16 protein-coding genes are annotated in these 16,343 nt (G+C 60.0%); all 16 read right to left on the reverse strand.

The genetic code is table 11. The features are described from left to right. Positions 1-44: 44 nt before the first annotated feature. A complete protein-coding gene (locus HMPREF1249_RS06505) occupies positions 45-740 on the reverse strand; it encodes an ABC transporter ATP-binding protein (RefSeq protein WP_008521361.1) in 696 nt (231 codons plus the stop codon). Position 741: 1 nt separating this feature from the next. Continuing rightward, the gene (locus HMPREF1249_RS06510) at positions 742-1,845 is read right to left on the reverse strand and encodes an ABC transporter permease (protein ID WP_231366888.1); all 1,104 of its coding nucleotides are present in this window, start codon (positions 1,843-1,845) and stop codon (positions 742-744) included. A 103-nt stretch (positions 1,846-1,948) separates the two neighbouring features. Next, positions 1,949-2,365 (reverse strand): DUF4418 family protein, encoded by a 417-nt coding sequence (locus HMPREF1249_RS06515; protein WP_008522974.1) that lies wholly within the window; start codon positions 2,363-2,365, stop codon positions 1,949-1,951. Positions 2,366-2,679: 314 nt separating this feature from the next. Beyond that, positions 2,680-3,882 carry an ABC transporter permease gene (locus tag HMPREF1249_RS06520; RefSeq protein ID WP_008521358.1) on the reverse strand — a complete coding sequence of 401 codons (1,203 nt, stop codon included), beginning with the start codon at positions 3,880-3,882 and terminating at the stop codon, positions 2,680-2,682. A gap of 44 nt (positions 3,883-3,926) precedes the next feature. Beyond that, positions 3,927-4,340, reverse strand: coding sequence for an FMN-binding protein (locus HMPREF1249_RS06525; RefSeq protein WP_008521357.1), 414 nt, complete (start codon positions 4,338-4,340; stop codon positions 3,927-3,929). Between the two features lie 10 nt (positions 4,341-4,350). Next, complete coding sequence (locus HMPREF1249_RS06530) at positions 4,351-5,043, reverse strand: ABC transporter ATP-binding protein (RefSeq protein WP_008522972.1); 693 nt, start codon at positions 5,041-5,043, stop codon at positions 4,351-4,353. A 2-nt stretch (positions 5,044-5,045) separates the two neighbouring features. Next, positions 5,046-6,254, reverse strand: coding sequence for an ABC transporter permease (locus tag HMPREF1249_RS06535; RefSeq protein ID WP_008522970.1), 1,209 nt, complete (start codon positions 6,252-6,254; stop codon positions 5,046-5,048). Next, a complete protein-coding gene (locus HMPREF1249_RS06540; RefSeq protein WP_008521354.1) occupies positions 6,244-7,530 on the reverse strand; it encodes an ABC transporter permease in 1,287 nt (428 codons plus the stop codon). Before HMPREF1249_RS06540 ends, HMPREF1249_RS06535 begins: the two co-directional genes overlap by 11 nt. A 13-nt stretch (positions 7,531-7,543) precedes the next feature. Then, a complete protein-coding gene (locus HMPREF1249_RS06545) occupies positions 7,544-8,683 on the reverse strand; it encodes a Fe-S-containing protein (RefSeq protein ID WP_231366889.1) in 1,140 nt (379 codons plus the stop codon). A gap of 239 nt (positions 8,684-8,922) precedes the next feature. Continuing rightward, the gene (locus HMPREF1249_RS06550) at positions 8,923-9,528 is read right to left on the reverse strand and encodes an iron transporter (RefSeq protein ID WP_008521352.1); all 606 of its coding nucleotides are present in this window, start codon (positions 9,526-9,528) and stop codon (positions 8,923-8,925) included. 75 nt (positions 9,529-9,603) lie between these two features. Continuing rightward, complete coding sequence (locus HMPREF1249_RS06555; protein WP_231286741.1) at positions 9,604-11,046, reverse strand: FTR1 family iron permease; 1,443 nt, start codon at positions 11,044-11,046, stop codon at positions 9,604-9,606. 422 nt (positions 11,047-11,468) lie between these two features. Then, complete coding sequence (locus HMPREF1249_RS08120; RefSeq protein WP_021776036.1) at positions 11,469-11,729, reverse strand: hypothetical protein; 261 nt, start codon at positions 11,727-11,729, stop codon at positions 11,469-11,471. Positions 11,730-11,741: 12 nt separating this feature from the next. Beyond that, a complete protein-coding gene (locus HMPREF1249_RS06560; RefSeq protein ID WP_021776040.1) occupies positions 11,742-12,296 on the reverse strand; it encodes a lipoate--protein ligase family protein in 555 nt (184 codons plus the stop codon). Next, positions 12,277-13,269, reverse strand: a complete 993-nt coding sequence (locus HMPREF1249_RS06565; RefSeq protein ID WP_008521347.1) for a radical SAM protein — start codon at positions 13,267-13,269, stop codon at positions 12,277-12,279. The genes HMPREF1249_RS06560 and HMPREF1249_RS06565 overlap by 20 nt, the downstream gene beginning before the upstream one ends. Beyond that, positions 13,266-14,174 (reverse strand): radical SAM protein, encoded by a 909-nt coding sequence (locus HMPREF1249_RS06570; protein ID WP_008521346.1) that lies wholly within the window; start codon positions 14,172-14,174, stop codon positions 13,266-13,268. Before HMPREF1249_RS06570 ends, HMPREF1249_RS06565 begins: the two co-directional genes overlap by 4 nt. Next, entirely contained in the window at positions 14,152-16,320 is a 2,169-nt protein-coding gene (locus tag HMPREF1249_RS06575; protein ID WP_021776030.1) for a Tex family protein, read from the reverse strand. The genes HMPREF1249_RS06570 and HMPREF1249_RS06575 overlap by 23 nt, the downstream gene beginning before the upstream one ends. Between the last annotated feature and the right edge of the window lie 23 nt (positions 16,321-16,343).

The raw sequence follows: 16,343 nt of genomic DNA on the forward strand, positions 1-16,343 counted from the left end.
TTTTTTGAGCAGCGCCTTTGTTATTTGTCTAATTGTTATTTTGTCTAGTTGGAGAGCGGTGCGAACAGGTTGCCCTCGGTCAGTTTTCCCTCGGACATGCTGTAGACGCGCTTGCCGTACCGCAGCGTGTCCAAGTCGTGGGAGACGATCAGGATCGTCATGCCCTCGGCGTTCAGCCGGGAAAACTCTTCCATGATGCCTTGAGTCGACTCGACGTCCAAGTCGGACGTGGGTTCGTCGGCGATGAGGAGCTGCGGGTGGTTGACCAACGCGCGGGCAATGAGCGCGCGCCGCAACTCGCCGCCGGAAAGCTCGCTCGGGTAGGCATCGGCCATGTTCTCAATACCGAAACGCTCCAGAAGCAGTCGGGCCGAGCCTTCTCCGTCGCCGCCCCGCGGGTAGAGACAAAAGGGAAGGAGCACGTTTTCCAGCACGGTCAGGTTGGGCAGGGCGGAGGCGCCTTGGGGGATAAATCCAATCTGCTCGTTGCGGATTCTGGAAAGCTCTGCGTCCTTCTTGCCCGCAAGGCTCACGCCGTTCAGCTCTACCGTGCCGGAACTGGCGGCAAGCATCCCCGCCGCGATGTTCAGCAGCGTCGACTTGCCGCCGCCGGAACGGCCGATGATGTTCACGTAGTCGCCGGGCTCGACGGTCAGCGAGACGTGGTCGACGGCAAAAAACTTCCCTCCGCCGCGGGTGTATTCCTTGCACAGATCCTTCAGATTCAGTATAGGCGTCAATTTAGTTCCCCCTCAGCGTAGAGTAAATATCGGCTTTGCTGACTCGCCGGGCAGCGCGGTACGCTGCAAGCAGTCCGGTCAAAACCGAAAGGAGCACGGTCGCTCCCGCGATCAATAGGAGGACGCTGAGCTGGGGCAGCAAAAAAGGCAGTTTGAGGGCCTCTGCGGCACGCGGCGCGCTCAGGGTGGCCGCAAAAGCGCCGAGCAAAAGACCTAAAACGGCTCCTTCAAGGCACAAAATCAGCACTTCGTCCAAAATCATGCAGGTCAGCTGGCTGCTGCTGGCACCGACGGTCCGCAGCATGGCCATTTCAGAGCGGCGCTCGTTCAGGCTGACTGAAAAGAGCAGCGAGATCACGCAGGCAGCCAAAAGCCAGAGAATCGCGCCGCCCCACAGGGCGAATTTGGCCGCGCCCCGAAGCGTCACACTCATGCCATTGATGAAGCTGTGGCTGCACATGATGTACAGGCCGCCGCGGTTCAGGGCTCGGTTCATGTCCATAGCGAGGTCAGCGGCGTCTTGTCCCGGCTTGAGGCGGACCATCACGGCGGATACCAGCGACTTATCCTTTGCCAACGGCGAGTTGAGCAGGAAACTGGCGTCAACGGCAGCCTGACAGAGCGTATTCCGGGTCATAAAGACCGAGTCGTCAAAGCCCATGCCGGTTTTGGCGAGCTTGCCGGCCACCGTGTAGGGGCGGTTAAAGAACTTCAGCGTGCCGCCTGTTTCCGCGTTGACGTTGTTGCCAACGATAATTTGCCCGTCCTCCAGCTCTCGGGATGTGGAGGAGACGAGCCACGGCTTGATGAGAAAGTCAGTCTTGCTGTCAATTCCCATCAGTTGAAGCGGGGAGGCACAGCAGGACGCGCTGAGAGTGGCCAAGAAAACCTGCGGCGTCGAGGCTTCGATGACGTCGCTAAAACGTTTCAGCTGTTCTTCTGCGTCCTTAGGAAGGAAAAACGTGCTCGGAGCCCCGGTGAGAAGCAAGTTCTCAACCTTGGCGGTGTAGTCCATAGGAACGACGATCAGGTCGGCGCCAAGCCGATCTGACACGCTCTTCATGCCGTCGGACATGGCGAAAAACGCGACAGATCCGGCGAACATAAAGAAACTCAGAAGCAGTACCGTTAAAATCAGGCACAGGCTACGCCGAGGGGATCGCCGGATGTTTTTCAGGGCGATCCCCAAGGGAGTAAGCCGAATCATATTACCGATTGCCGCGGACAAAGCTGGTCAGGAGCCCGATGACGCAGAAGAGGACGATTGCCCCGGCGATCCAGTCCACTTTAACGGCGGTCGCATGGCAGGCCATTTCGGGGTTCCCGCAGAGGCCGCAGGCCCAGCCGTCGCCGGCGACTTTGACGATCCCTCTCGGCACCAGCCAGCACAGCAAAGCGGCTGCGCCGGAAACGATGTACCACAGCGGCAGAAGGCGGCCGGTCAAAGAGATCAGCGACGACAGGACGACAACTCCGCCCATGACGGTGACGAAGATCCCCGAATACCAGCATTTCATGTGCCCGCCGTTAGCCATCAGCTTGGAGCAGATGGGGAACAGGACGAACGAGGCCAAAGCGAGGATCACTCCGAGAACCAGAAGGAGCAGAGAGAGCTTCTTGTGCATTTGAACCATCCTCCTCAGAAGAGAGAGATATTTTCAGCGCGCTGGCTGAAAGAAGAAACGTTTAGCATCATTGTAAGCAAGGACAGCCCTCTCTGTCTTGCGGCGCCCTGTCGTAACTTTTAGGACCCCTCGTCCGTCAGGCGCCTCTTTTCACCAATAAATTCCCGCCGGAACGCGTAGGCGCCGCGGCAAAATCAGCAGCGGCGCGAGCTGACGCAAATCGGCTCGTTTCCATTAAAACGAAGCATTGTTTTTATTTGTTTTGATTTGGTTTGTTGCTGTTTGTTAAAAAGGGAGTCACTTCGATTGGCGAATCACGATCGAAGCGTCTCGTAAATGTCCGTCTTGGCGGCTTGGCGCGCGGAAAAAGTTGCCCCGAAAACGCCGGTGAGCACCGACGCGGCGACCGCGCCGAGAAGCAAGACGGCTAAAGAGCCGAAGGACGGCAGAAGGAACGGCAGTTTCAGCGCCGCCGTCACAGCTGGACTGACGAGGGCAACGATCAAAGCGCCGAGAGCCGCGCCGGTCGTCGCGCCGTAAAAGCTGATCAAAAAGGCTTCGGCCAGTACCAGCCGCAGCAGTTTGCCCCTGCTCGCACCGATGGCCCGAAGCACGCCCAACTCAGTTTTTCGCTCGTTGACCGTCACGGAGAAGAGCAGCGCGATGATAAACACTGCTAGAAGCCAGATCAGGCCGACGGCTCCGCGGATCATCCACGACACCAGCGTGAGCGACGATGTAATGCTGTTCACGAACTTCTTGCTGAACAGCGCGAAAATATCGCTGTCGTTCAGCTGGGCGTTGATTTTCTGCGCCACGGCGACCGAGTCGTACCCCGGCCGAAGCTTCAGCATGACGGTAGAAATCAGGCTGCCGTCCTTGCTGAGCGGGTGCTGAAAAATTTTCTCCGCCGCCTTTGCTAAGTCCGCGATGGTCTCGCGGGTCATGAAGACGGTGGCGTCGAACCCCATGCCGGTCTGTTCCAGGCGGCCGGCGATTTTCAAGTCGACGCCGAAGAAGTGGAGCGTGTCGCCCGGCTCGCCCGAAACGCGGTGTCCAAGGATGGCCTCGCCCTTTTTCAGGTCCCGCCGCAGCGTCTCGTTCAGCCACGGCTTGATGAGAAAGTCCGTCTGGTAGTCGATGCCGACCAGCTGGAGCGGGTAGGAGCAGCACGAAGCCCGGAGCGTCGCAAGAAACGTCTGCGGCGTCATCCGGTCGATGCCTTCTATCGCGCTCAGCCGTTCCATGACGTCGTGAGGAAGGTAAAAACTCGACGGCCTGCCCGAAAGGATAATATCGTCGATATGCGGGTCAAAGCCGGCTGGGACGACCATAATGTCCGCTCCAAGGCGGTCGCCCATGCTCTGGGCGCCGCGGGCAAGGCTGACTGTCAGCGCTGTCCCCGCGAAGAGGAAGCAGGAGAGGAGCAGAACGGTCGCCGTCAGGCAGAAACTCCGCCAAGGCCGCCGCCGAATGTTCTTTTTTGCGATGCTGAAAATTCCAAGGGCCGCGGTCATTCGAGCAACGTCCTGCGGACCAAACAAATAAAATCCTTCACGCCCTACCTCGCCTTTTTCAGCGCCTCGTGGACCGCAATCTGCATCGCCTTAAAGGTGACCGTCGCGCCGGAAAGGGCGTCCATCTTGTCGATATCCTGCGTTTCGAGCAGCATGTCGGGGTATTTCTTCATCTCCCGCACGGAAAGCTGGGCTCGCCGGAAATCCTCGGCCGTCCCGCCCTTGCCGTAGTTCTCGTCTTTGACGTTGCCCAAGGCGTCGCGGGCGTCCAGCTTGCAGTCGACGATTTTGTTGTCCTTAATGGTCAGCGTGACGCTGGTGCGCTGCCCGTCGCTTGACTCGTACGCGCCCTCGTAGGTGCCGTCCCGGTAGGTTTTGCCGGAAATGCCCCCCTTCAGGGCGAAGACAACGGCGAGGACTACGACCAAAGCGACGATGGAAATCCAAACTTTTTTCATGCTGGGCCTCCTAAACTTTGAGTACGCCGCTGAAGTTGGCGCGCTGGTCTATGTCCTGCACAATTTTGCCGTATTCGAGGACGATCTTGCGCTGAGCCACGTCGCCCACTTCCGGGTCGTGGGTGACCACGATGATGGTGGCTCCTTCGCTGTGCAGGCGGCGGAAAATGTCGACCACCATGCGCTCGTTCTCCTCGTCCAAGTTGCCCGTCGGCTCGTCGCCGAGGAGCAGCCGAGGCGAGTTGATCAGGGCGCGGGCGATGCAGACGCGCTGCTGCTCGCCGCCCGAAAGCTGAGCGGGCAGGTGATGAGCCCGGCGGCCAAGGCCGACCTTCTCAAGCACTTCCATGGCCTCGTCCTTGTCGGGCATGCTGTGGTAGTACTGAGCGACCATGACGTTTTCCAGCGCGGACAGGTAGCTGATCAGGTGGAACTGCTGGAAGATCAGGCCTATCTTGTCCCGGCGGATCTTGGTCAGGTTGTTGGCGTTCTCGCGGCTGATGTCGACGCCGTCAAGAACCACGCTTCCTTCCGAGGGCGTGTCCATGCAGCCGATGATGTTGAGCATGGTCGTCTTGCCCGAGCCGGACGGCCCCATGATGGACACCCAGTCGCCCTCGTTCACGTTCAGGTTGATGTGCGACAGGGCGTGCAGGTCGCCGTAAATCTTTGAGACGTTCTTCATTTCAAGAATCGTAGCCACTTTTATTCTCCTCTGAGCACAATGGCAGGGTGAATGTCCATTACCCGGCGCACGGGAAGGATTGAGGCGAGCACGGTGATCGCGATGAAGACAGCGATGGTAATGGGGATGATAGGCCACGGGAAGTTAATGGCCCGGCCGAAGACGTTCAGGCTGACGCGCTGGGCAAATTCAAACCCGAGGAACACGCCGAAGGCGCTGCCGATCAGGCCTAAAAAGGCGCCCTCGCCGAGCAGTTCGCCCATGACGAGCCGGTTCTCAGCTCCGAGAGCTTTCTTTAAGGCGATTTCGCGCCGCCGCTCGGCCACCATGGCCATCATGGTCGTGTAGACCGAGATCATGGTGATAATCAGGACGACGACGGTGACAAGCAGCACCAAAGCCTGCAGCTTGCCCAGCACGATATCCTGCGATTGGGTCAAGCGCCGCACCGAGCGGGGCTGAATGTCAGACATCTTTGCCTGCAGCGTCCCAGTGAGCTTCTCCATCTGTTCGCCGTCGGCGACGACGCTGCACTCAACCACGTCGCCGTGAAAGCTGTCGCCGATCAGGCTGTCGAGCATGTTGACGTCGGCGAAGATGAAGCCCTCTTCAGCGCCGCCGGTGGTGACGATGCCGCAGACGGACAGCTTCTTGGAGAAGTTCTGGTCGCCCTCGTCGCGTTCCTGGTTCTCCACGGCGGAAAGGTTCTGGCCCGACGCCTCAGCGTGCTTGCCGTACTTCACTCCCAGCACGGTAAAGGTATCGCCTAGCGACAGGTTCAGCGTTTTGGCAATTTCCTTGCCGACCATGACCTTGTCAGGCTCGTCGGCATTTCCCCAAGAGCCTTCGACGTACCAGAACGGGCTATTTTTCTTTGCCTCCGGCAGGTCTGTGCCGGCGATGATATAGGGGTGTTCGTTGATTTTCACCGTCTGATAGCGGTAGGGCGCCATTCCCACGATACGGTCGCTGCCGATCAGGCTGCGAAGCTGCACGAGATCATCACGGCTTATTTTGGTATCGCCCTTCGGGAGGATCAGCAGGTTGGCGCCATATGATCGGAACTCGCGTCCCAGCTGACGGGGAATATCGTAGTAGATCGTCACCAGGCCTGACAGGATGGTGGCGCCGATGGCGATGGCCAGCACGGCGATAATCAGCCGGGAGGCGCGTCGGATCAGCGAACTGGTCACCATCTTGAGGTACATCTTCTGTCTTCTATTTGCCATGGAGGACCTCCGTAGGTTTCAGGTTCAGCAGATAGCGAATCGCCGGAATACTGCCGAACAGCGTAACAAAGAAGAGGATCACAGCCACAATCACAACGACCATCTGGGCGATCTCGATGTAGGAGCCGAACACGGTCTGCCCGATGATCTGAGCGAAGCCGATTCCGAGCCCGTAACCTACCACGCCGCCGAATAAGTTGGTCAGCATGACCTCAGCGAGCACCAGCAGGACGATCTGGTAGTTATGCGCTCCAAGGGCCTTCAGCAGGCCAAGTTCCTGACTTCGCTCGATCACGCTGGCGGTTATCAGGTTGGAAATGGCCAGCGCCGAACCGATGGCGCTGAGGATCGTGATCAGGATCATCAGCAGCGTCGTCTTGTTGAGGATCGTCCCTTCTGACTCGGCGACCTGCCGAACCGGGCGGGCCACGCCGTCGCGGATGACTTCCTGAATCTGATGGCATATGGCGCTGACGTAGGCGGTGCAGTACCACGTTTCGTACTCTTCAGGCGTCAGGCTCTTGAAATCCTGAGAGGCCTTGCGGGCCAAGTCGTTGTCTGGCGTGGTGAGAGCGGAAACCTCAATGCTTGAGACCTTGCCCGGAAGGTTCATCAGCTCCTGAACCATTTTGAGCGTGCCGAAGACCCGGCCGTCTGCCGGCCCGCCGTCGGTGAAGATCCCCTTGACCGTGACCTTCTTGGTCACGCCGTTATTGACTAAAGTCAGCGTTGACCCGACGTCGGCTTTCAGCCGGGCGGCCAAGGCGCTGCCGAGCATGACGAATCCGTCGTCTTTTTCGCCGATCCAGTCGCCTTTCAGGCTAATCTGCCACCAGTTGCGCAGCGGGCGCAGGCCTGTGTTGACCTCTTCGCCTGTGTTCAGCTGGGCGTGCTTTTCCATCCACGTCCCGATGACCGAAACCTCTCCGGCGCCGTCCACGTCGGCCCGGCCTGTCAGAAGCGGGGCAAAGTCGATGATGTTGAAGCCCCAGAAGATCGTCTTCAGCTTCAGGACGTCCTCTTCGTAAAGGAACTTATCCGTCACGCCGAGCCCCTCGTGGAGCCCGTAAAGGTCGTTCATCAGAGCGGCGTCCTTGTGGCGCACCGTGATGTTGGCGCCGTAGACCTTCAGCTCTCGGTTGACCTTATCGCCAACGCCGAGCATCACGTCCATCATGGCCGTCGACAGTGACACGCCGAGGACGACAGTGAAGGCGATCATCAGCATTTTGCTCTTTTGACGGATCAGCGTCTGCATAATCATTCTCCAGAACATCAGCTCTCGCCTCCTATCTGAATCGCTTCTCTTGACGCTCGAGTTCCTTCACGTCGATGTAGATCCGGCCCGAGTTGACGTCATAGGGGAAAGGAATTGGGTTGCAGCCGCCCTTAAAACCGATTGTGTTCTTGTTCATGACCACGTCGCACCGGCGGCAGATCACTTCGTCGCCCCGCTCAAAGTAGCCGGCGATGCCGCAGATCTCGCAGGCGTCCAATCCGACGCCGTAAGCGTTGCCGGCAGGCTTCTTCACGACGAGGAAGCGTACGTCATAGCCGTTCGGCGTGACGTATGAGAACTTGTGAAGGTGGCCGTCAGAAACCTTAGCAAGCTCAATTTGAATGATCCCGTCATGCATTTCGTAAGCCTCCGGCTGGACTTCTGCCGGCGGCCGAGTGTCAAAATAACGAAGGACGGTGGCCGTTGTCAGGACCAGCGCGCCCCACAGGAGCAGCCCCCAAGACCAGCGGCGGCAGCCGCGGAGCCGGGCTTTTTCCTTGCGGAGCAGGGCGCGGTTGGGGAACTCGCCGGTCGGGTGCCTGTGGCTCGCGATGACCCACAGGAGCATGACCAGACCGACGGCCAACTGGGCGAAGAGGAAGGAGTTTTCAAACGCGTCGCCCCATTCCATGATCGAGAAGACGAAGTCGGACAGCGGAATGACCTTCAGCCGCTGCAGCGAGGCGACCGCTCGAACGCCGTACTCAGCGAAGAACAGCAGGGAAGAAAGGGCAAGGAAAAGGACGGCGCCGCGAGGGCTGAGAGCTCGGTGGACTTTAAAGGAGCTGAGCGCCAGCAGCAGGCAGAGGAAAAGGCCGAGCGCGAAACCGATGGCCCGCAGCAGCGCCTTCGTGCTGATGCCGCTTTCGCCGAAGTAGACAAATTCCTGCGTGAATTGAATGACCGGCGGAATCAGATAGGTAAACGCTACTGCCGTGAGAACGGCGAACAGCAGGATTCCCAACGACTTCCAGATCCCGGAGACTCGGCGGGGAAACAGAGAGATCAGTGACCAGAGGAACGCGGTTCCGGCTGCCGCGGCGACAGCCACCACAAGCCAGCGGTTGAGCTGTATCAGAGCGATGTTCATGCCCTTTGGGTCGTGCGCGCGCACGCCAAACAGGACGCCGCCGACAAGAAGGCCGACCACGATGCCCGCCCACGCAAAGAGGCGGCCAGTTTTTTCTCTGTCCTTCAGGGAGAAGCTGAGAATCAAGCCGGTCAAAAACGAGAGAGAAGCAAGCTGGTCTGTGACCGCGACAAGATATTTAAAAATGGGACTGCGCCCCCGATCTAAAAACAGCTAAAGCGGGGCGCTGCCTGCCATTTCAGGAAAAGCAGCTCCCCGCCGTGTGAACATATAGACTCTTTAACGCTTACGCTGATGGCTTAGCGGTTCTGAAGCTGCTCAGCAGTGTACTTCCAATCGAACTCGCAGGTGTAGGACTTGAAGAAATCCTTTGCGTTTTCCTTTGCGGGCACGCCGGTCTCCGGGTCAGTGTGGAAGAGGTAATCCGTGGGCGGGTTGATGGTCAGGCGCAGCGTGTAGGTGCCGACCTTGAGGCCCTTCTTGATGTTGGCGCCGTAGTGCGGGCCGTCATCAGCGTTCATCGGCATGAAGGAGCCAGACATCACGACGTCCTTCTTCTTGTTGAGGATCTCGTACTTCACCGTCAGATAGGGCGGCCAAATGTTTTCGCCGTTGCCGAAGCCGTACAGGGCGGCAGATTCAGGCTGCAGGTGAATATCGGCTTCCAGGTGCATATCGGACTCCTCGCGGGACGGGTTCTTGCCAGCGGGGTACATATCAACGGCCTGGAAATACACGGCTGCGACGTTGTACGGACCGACCTGCTGCTCCTCGCCGATGGGGATCTCAACGAATCCGCTCTCGCCGGGCTTGTCAGCAACGGGAGCAGCAGGAGCAGCGATGGCGCAGGCGCCAAAAACCAAAGCGGCAAAGCATGAAAGCAACGCAACAAACGACTTTTTCATCAAAAAACCTCCCTGAAAATAAAATGATGTTGCTATTAAAGTTCCGCTCATGCGGAATCTTCCAAAAGGTGAAAGCTACTTGTTGCCCTTATCCTTCTTCCGGAACATGTGGGGCAGGGTAATCCACAGCGACGCGATGAGAATCATGACCTGAGGAATCAGCGTCTCGGCCCGGTCGTAGATGTTCAGAATGTCGATGGAGAAGCCGTTCATCGACGGGATAACCGTCCGGCCGGTGATCACGTCGGCCTCTGTGAGCTCAAGGACTCCCTTGCCCATGAAGGAAATGCACATCAGGAAAAGAAGGATGCTGGTAAATAGGAAGAAAGGCTTCAGAGGCAGCTTGACGCTGAAGTAACGGAACGCGATCCACACGGCGACCAACACGGCCGCTCCGGCGACGATGCCGTAAACGATGTAGGTCGTGTTGTCCATGCCGTCGGTAAATGCCGCCTTGTAGAACAGGATCAGCTCGGCGCCTTCGCGCATGACGGCGATGAACGCGGCGAAAATCAGCGTCCACTGGCTCTTCTTGTCGATGGACTGTTGGACCTTGCCGCCGATGTAGCTTTCCCAGCGCTCTGTGTCTGCCTTGGAAAGCATCCAGTTGCTCACGTAGAACAGGACCGCCACGGCGAGGAACATGGTCCAGCCCTCGAGCAGCTCCCGCGCCACGCCGCTGGCGTCGCCCATCATGTACTCAAGGACCCACGCCAAAGCCGCGCTGGCCAGAATCGCCGCGAAGCAACCCCAGTAGACGCTCTTGAGCATTGAGCTGTTGTTCGTCTTTATCAGGTACGCCACGATGGCGACGATGACGAGGATAGCTTCAAGACCTTCGCGGATCAGCAGGCCGAAAGCAGTCAGGAACGTCACCCAATCCCTGTTGACAGGTGCTTTCTTCGGCGCCGTCGGGGCAGCAGCCGATGCGGCCGGCGCAGTTTGTGCCGTCTGCTCCGCGGGTTCGGCGGTCTTCGCAACGGTCTCCGTTTTCCCTTCCGTCCCAGCCGCGGTGACAGCAGCGGGCTTTCCCGCCTCGCCGTATACGGCCTCGCCGATGCTGTCTGGATCGGTGCTCGAAGCATCGCCGTCAAGCACCATCGCGTCCTTGTAGACCTTGACCTTCAGCGCCTCAATCTCGCTGATCAGCGCTGCCTTGTCCATTGAGTTGTTGTTGCCCAGCAGAACGTGCTTAATTGCCGCGAATCTGCCTTCGATCAGGTTGACCCGGTCGCGCGAAATGGCGTACATGACGTTCTTCTCGAAGCCCTGAATTTCGTAGTGTCCGAAATAGGCGTCGTTCATGTTCTTGTACGCCGCCTTGTAGTCGCCCTTTTCGACGTTTTCGCGGGCTTGGGTGAACTGAATGGCCATGTCCGCGGCCACGTCTTTCCACGAGTCGTATTTCTTCTTCTTTGCAGCCGAGGCGTCCTGAGCCGTTGAGAAGAGAACGAAGAGGACAGCCAGCACTAACAGTCCGAAAGACCACCTGCGCCAAAAAATACTCTTTTCCCGCATCATGCCGTCTCCTTATCCCGGACGTGCCGTTCAGTTCTCGGCACCGCTGAAACAAACCGCAGAGAGGATGTTCCTATGCTGAATGTTCCACCAGTGCTGAATTCCAGGCCCGACAGGCTTCGTATGCTGGACGCCCTTTTGATGCGCCCAGAAACCACGAGCCGATAGTTTAGAACTGCTAATTTGATGATGCTAAGTTTAGCACTGCTAATTAAGCTGTCAAGAGGGCTGGGGGAATGTTTGAGGGCAAAATCTGATATTCTCGGGAGGCTTTTTCTCCTTGCTCATCAAGCTAATCAACAGACTGTCTGCTCTTAAGAGTTTTTTGCTACAAAAAAGTAACTTGCCCAGCTTTGCTCCTGCCCGCTTTGGGGGGCTGTCAGTTACAAAAAACGCCGCCCGTTAGGGCGGCATTTTCTCGCTTATCGTATCATGTTCCACTCGTCGGACTGGTACTTTTCGGCGGCCAGCCGTTCGGTCATTTCCAGTTCGCCGGGCGTCAGCGGGGACTCTTCAAACTCGGCGTTCAGGTCTCGGCCGAGGGCGAGGAAAAAACCCTCTTTGAAGGCGGAAATCAGGTCGGCCATTTCAAGGGGATGACCTAACAGGTGGCGGATGCTGGTGGCTTTGTCGAGGAACGTCTCCTTGGCCCGGGCGAGCCGCAGCGGATCGGCGTCCTTCATGGTCGAAAAAGTTTAGTCCGCCTCCAAGTCGTTCAGAATTGAGCCGTGCTGAACCAGCGCGTCGTAGCGCCGCGCTTGGGCGCTCCCGACGATTTTTTTGCCGTCGGCGGCTAATTCCCAAGCGGAAAGGGCGTCAAAGCACGCTCCCGAGCTGCCTAGTTTGCCGGCTCTTGGAGCAGGGCGGGTCATTGCCACGGGCAGGTTCAAAATCCGAAAGCCTTCGGCAAGCCCCCGCGAAAGGATTCGGTACGACTCGGTGACGCTTTCGGGCAGGGGGCAGTTCGCCTTGGCCATGATAATGCTGTAGGTGAGCTCGTGATCGTGCAGGACGGCCCGGCCGCCGGTGAGGCGGCGCACCACGTCGATGCCCTGACGGCGGCAGGCGTCAAAGTCCACGTCCCGCTCCGCCCGCTGGAAGTAGCCCAGCGTGAGAGTCGCCGGAGACCAGCGGTAAAAGCGCAGGGTCGGCGGCACAAGGCCGGCCGCACAATGGCGCATGATCGCCTCGTCAGCGGCCATGTTCCACGCGCCGGTCGACGTGCCGGTGTCAACGTATCTCCATTTCATCGTTCAGACCTCCCGAAAATAGGCCGGTTTCTTTCGCGGCGTTCAGGGCTTCTGCGGCTTTGAGCGCCCGCGGGTAGTTGTACATCACGCCGTGTCCGGGGTTCTCGTTGTAGTACGGTCGGTTGCAGTTTTTGCACCCGGCTGTGCGGAACGGCTCGCCGGTCAGGGCGACTTTCAGGGCTTCGTCGTGCCAGCTCCCGAGGCTCACGAGCCGGCCGTCTTGGAACGTCATGGCGTCAGGTCGGGCGCCGCGGAACTTCATCAGCCAGTTGGCCAGCTGGACGCGCCGGTACGTCCCCGCTTCAGGCGGCAGCGCGTCGGCCATACGAGTTCCTTTGAGCGGGGTAAAGGCGAACAGGCCCACCGTGACGTGTCGGTCGTACATGGCGGCAATCGCCCGAATCACGTCTTCTTCGCTTTCGCCCAGTCCGACGATGAAGTGGGTCGAGATTCGGCCGGGGTAGCGGTCGGCGCACTCGGTTAGAAGCTCCATCTTGTGCTTGTAGCCCGTTCCTTTGACCCGATCGTGAAGCGGCTGGGTGGCCGCGTCGAGGGCGATGCTCACTCGCGCCGCTCCGTGGGCGAAAAGGGTTTGAACCTGCGAGACCGCCTGTATGTTGGTGGACACGCTGACCGGCAGGGAGAGAATCGGCGCTACCGCGTCGAGAATGTCGAGAGTGCGCTGGAACGATCCAGTGTTCATGGTGACTTGAATGCAGGCCCGCATGATTCGTCCCTCGTCGGCGGCAATCCGGAGCGGGCCGACCACGTCGGCCAACTCAAAGGCTGGCCAAATGACGCGGGAAAGCCTGTCGTCACCGCCTGTGGCGGTTCGGGCTTGGGCGCAGAAGGCGCAGTTGTAAGCGCAGCGCCCGCCGATATCCATCAGGTACGCCGTCGTGGTCGGGGCGTCCGTCTTGAGCTGCGCTAGGCCGAGGGCGGCGGCCGTGCCGATAGAAAGGCGAATCCTCACAGCACGCAGCACTCCTTTCGTTCGATCAGTTCCAACCCCAGACGATGGGCAAGTTCGAGTGCCGGGCCGGTAGGGTTGACGATCCTGTTGATGCCCGAGCCCACGGCCAGCATGTCCAGCTCGGCCCGGTAGCGCCCTTTGGGCCTCATGCAGCCCAAGTTGAGCGGCTTGTCGGGGAAAAGTTCCCGAGCGCGGACTAAGACGGCCGCCACGTCTTCCAGCCGGGGCGGCTGGCGGTCGGCGAACGCCGTGCCGGGCGTGGGAATCAGGACGATGAAGACGACGCCGGGCGCACCAAGACGCGCCAGCGTTTCCAGTGCGTCGAACTCGCCGCGGACAACGCCGCCCCACAGGCCGATGCACACGTGGGGCACCACGTTGGCGCCGCTTTTCCGCAAGGCCTTATAGGTATTGACGTAGTCGCTGCCGGTTCGGGACAGACCGAAAACGTCCCGAATGGTCTGTTCGTCGGTGACCATGTCGAACGACACCGCGTCAGCCAAAGGCGCCAGCACGTCGATTTCTTCCTGGGTGATCAGCCCGGCGTGGACGTTGATTTTAAATCCCCGGGCTTTCAGCCCGGCGATCAGCTCGGCGCGCTGGGCGACTTCCACCTTACCAGCCGGGGTGCAGCCGCCGGAGATCAGGCAGCTGGTATAAGTCCCCCGGGACAGCTCGCTTTCAAGCCTAGAAACCGGCGTCATCCCTTCGAGGTAGTGGCCGCCACAGTGGGCGCAGTTGAGGGCGCAGGTTGTCCCGGTGACGGAAACCGACAGTGTTCCTGACGGCCGGTCGCAGACCAGCAGGGGTGGAAAGTGCCGCCGCGCCGTTTCCCACGCGGCGTGAACCGCTTCCTGAGCCGAAGCCGACAGGCTGATGAGCTCAGCGGGCGTCAGTCGGGGCATCGTTTTTGGGACAGTCTTTCTTCGTCTTGGCGAGGGCCAAGGAAATTCGGTTGCGCTTCAAGTCCACGTCAAGCACCGTGACGCTCACGGCCTGACCGGGGTGAAGCAGCTGCGACGGGTCCTTGACCGGCCGGCCCATCTGGCTGACGTGGACGAGCCCGTCGGTGTGAACTCCCACGTCAACAAACGCGCCGAACGCCGTGACGTTGCTGACGAGTCCGGGCAGAGTCATGCCGGTTTTGAGGTCCTTCATCGTTTTGACCGACGGGTCGAAAGCGAAAAAGACCATCGCGGGCCGGGGATCCCGCCCGGGCTTTTCCAGCTCGGCCATGATGTCGTTCAGGGTGGGAAGGCCCACGTCACCGGAGACGTACTTGTTCACGTCGATCATCTCTCGCTTGCTCCGGTCCTTCATCAGCTCGGAGACGGTGCAGCCGCAGTCGCTGGCCATCTGGCCCACCAGCTTGTAGTTCTCCGGGTGAACGGCGCTGGCGTCCAGCGGGTTGATCGAGTTCCGCACCCGCAGGAAACCCGCCGCCTGTTGGTACGTCTTCGGCCCTAAACGAGGAACATCCAGCAGGGCGCTTCGGCTCGTGAACGGACCGTTGGCTTCCCTGTGGGCCACAATGCCGCGGGCCAGCTTGTCCGACAGACCGGAGACGTAGGAGAGCAGCCGCGGGCTGGCGGTGTTCAGGTCCACGCCAACCGAGTTGACGCACGAGATCACCGTGTCGTCCAGCGACTCGCGGAGTTGCTTTTGGTCTACGTCGTGCTGGTATTGCCCCACGCCGATGGCCTTCGGGTCGATTTTGACCAGCTCGGCCAGCGGGTCCATCAGCCGGCGGCCGATCGACACGGCGCCGCGGACCGTCACGTCCTGGTCGGGAAGTTCCTTTCGGGCCTCTTCTGACGCCGAGTAGACCGACGCGCCGCTCTCGCTCACCACAAGGACTGGGATATCGAGGGACAGTCCGTTCAGGAAGTCGACCGTATCTCGGCTGGCAGTCCCGTTGCCGACCGCTACGGCGAGCGGCGAGTGCTTTGATATCAGCTGCCGGATAATCGCCGCGGCCTTTTCGAGCTGATCCGCCCCCCGCTGAATGAAAATCACGTCGTGAGCCAACAGGGCGCCGGTCGCGTCGAGCGCGACGACCTTGCAGCCGGTGCGCACGCCCGGGTCGACGGCCAGAACAGCTCGGGCTCCGAACGGCGACGCCATGAGAAGCTGGCGCAGGTTGCGGGCGAAAATCGCGATGGCCTCGGTGTCAGCGCGTTTTTTGAGCATGGCCCGGGCCTCGTTCTCCATCGACGGTCCCAGAAGGCGCTTGTAGCTGTCCTCAATAGCGGCCGTGACTTGACCGCTCGCGGCGCCTTCGCCTTTGATGAACAGCCGGCGAAGGGTCAGCAGGGCCACCTGGTCGCTCGGCCTGATCCTCACGCTCAGATACCCCTCCCGCTCGCCGCGCAGGGCGGCCAGCAGGCGATGCGACGGCACGGACCGAAGAGAGTCCGACCAGTCGAAATAGTCTTGGTACGTCGCCGCTTCCGGCTCGTCCTTTTTCGCCTCCACGACCGTGGACTCGCACCGGCCGAACCGGACGAAAACGCCGCGCATTTCCTGTCGGGCCTTGACGTCTTCGCTGATCCACTCGGCGATGATGTCCCGGGCGCCTGACAGGGCAGCTTCGACGTCGGCCACGCCCTTTTCTTCGCTGACAAAGGCCGCTGCGGCGGCCTGCGGGTCGTCTTCCCCTTGGGCGAACAGGAGGCGTGCCAGCGGCTCAAGTCCCGCTTCCCGGGCGGCTGTGGCGCGGGTGCGCCGCTTGGGCCGGTAGGGAAGGTAAGTGTCCTCGAGGGCGGTCATTGTGGACGCCCCTTCGACGGCCGCTTTCAGCTCGTCGGTCAGCAGGTTCCGCTCGGCCAGCGACTTGAGGATGGCGTCCTTGCGGCTCGCCAGCTCGGCCGCTTTGGCGAGGCCGTCGCGAATGGCCGTGATGGCGACTTCATCCAAGTTGCCGGTCTTTTCCTTGCGGTATCGGGCGATGAAAGGAACGGTCGCCCCCTCGTCAAGCAGCTGTGCGACCGCTTCGACTGCCTGAGGGGCGAGCTGGAGTTCCCGGGCGATTTGCGGGGTAAAAAGGTTCACTTCTTGAATCCCTCCTGATTGGT

It is taken from the genome of Jonquetella sp. BV3C21 (genome assembly GCF_000468895.1).
GTDB lineage: Bacteria > Synergistota > Synergistia > Synergistales > Dethiosulfovibrionaceae > Jonquetella > Jonquetella anthropi.

Excerpts from the sequence above, each read along its gene's own strand:
- HMPREF1249_RS06510 (WP_231366888.1), bottom strand. The coding sequence starts at position 1,845 with ATGTTCGCCGGATCTGTCGCGTTTTTCGCCATGTCCGACGGCATGAAG.
- HMPREF1249_RS06515 (WP_008522974.1), bottom strand. The coding sequence starts at position 2,365 with ATGCACAAGAAGCTCTCTCTGCTCCTTCTGGTTCTCGGAGTGATCCTC.
- HMPREF1249_RS06520 (WP_008521358.1), bottom strand. The coding sequence starts at position 3,882 with ATGACCGCGGCCCTTGGAATTTTCAGCATCGCAAAAAAGAACATTCGG.
- HMPREF1249_RS06525 (WP_008521357.1), bottom strand. The coding sequence starts at position 4,340 with ATGAAAAAAGTTTGGATTTCCATCGTCGCTTTGGTCGTAGTCCTCGCC.
- HMPREF1249_RS06535 (WP_008522970.1), bottom strand. The coding sequence starts at position 6,254 with ATGGCAAATAGAAGACAGAAGATGTACCTCAAGATGGTGACCAGTTCG.
- HMPREF1249_RS06540 (WP_008521354.1), bottom strand. The coding sequence starts at position 7,530 with ATGTTCTGGAGAATGATTATGCAGACGCTGATCCGTCAAAAGAGCAAA.
- HMPREF1249_RS06550 (WP_008521352.1), bottom strand. The coding sequence starts at position 9,528 with ATGAAAAAGTCGTTTGTTGCGTTGCTTTCATGCTTTGCCGCTTTGGTT.
- HMPREF1249_RS06555 (WP_231286741.1), bottom strand. The coding sequence starts at position 11,046 with ATGCGGGAAAAGAGTATTTTTTGGCGCAGGTGGTCTTTCGGACTGTTA.
- HMPREF1249_RS08120 (WP_021776036.1), bottom strand. The coding sequence starts at position 11,729 with ATGAAGGACGCCGATCCGCTGCGGCTCGCCCGGGCCAAGGAGACGTTC.
- HMPREF1249_RS06560 (WP_021776040.1), bottom strand. The coding sequence starts at position 12,296 with ATGAAATGGAGATACGTTGACACCGGCACGTCGACCGGCGCGTGGAAC.
- HMPREF1249_RS06570 (WP_008521346.1), bottom strand. The coding sequence starts at position 14,174 with ATGCCCCGACTGACGCCCGCTGAGCTCATCAGCCTGTCGGCTTCGGCT.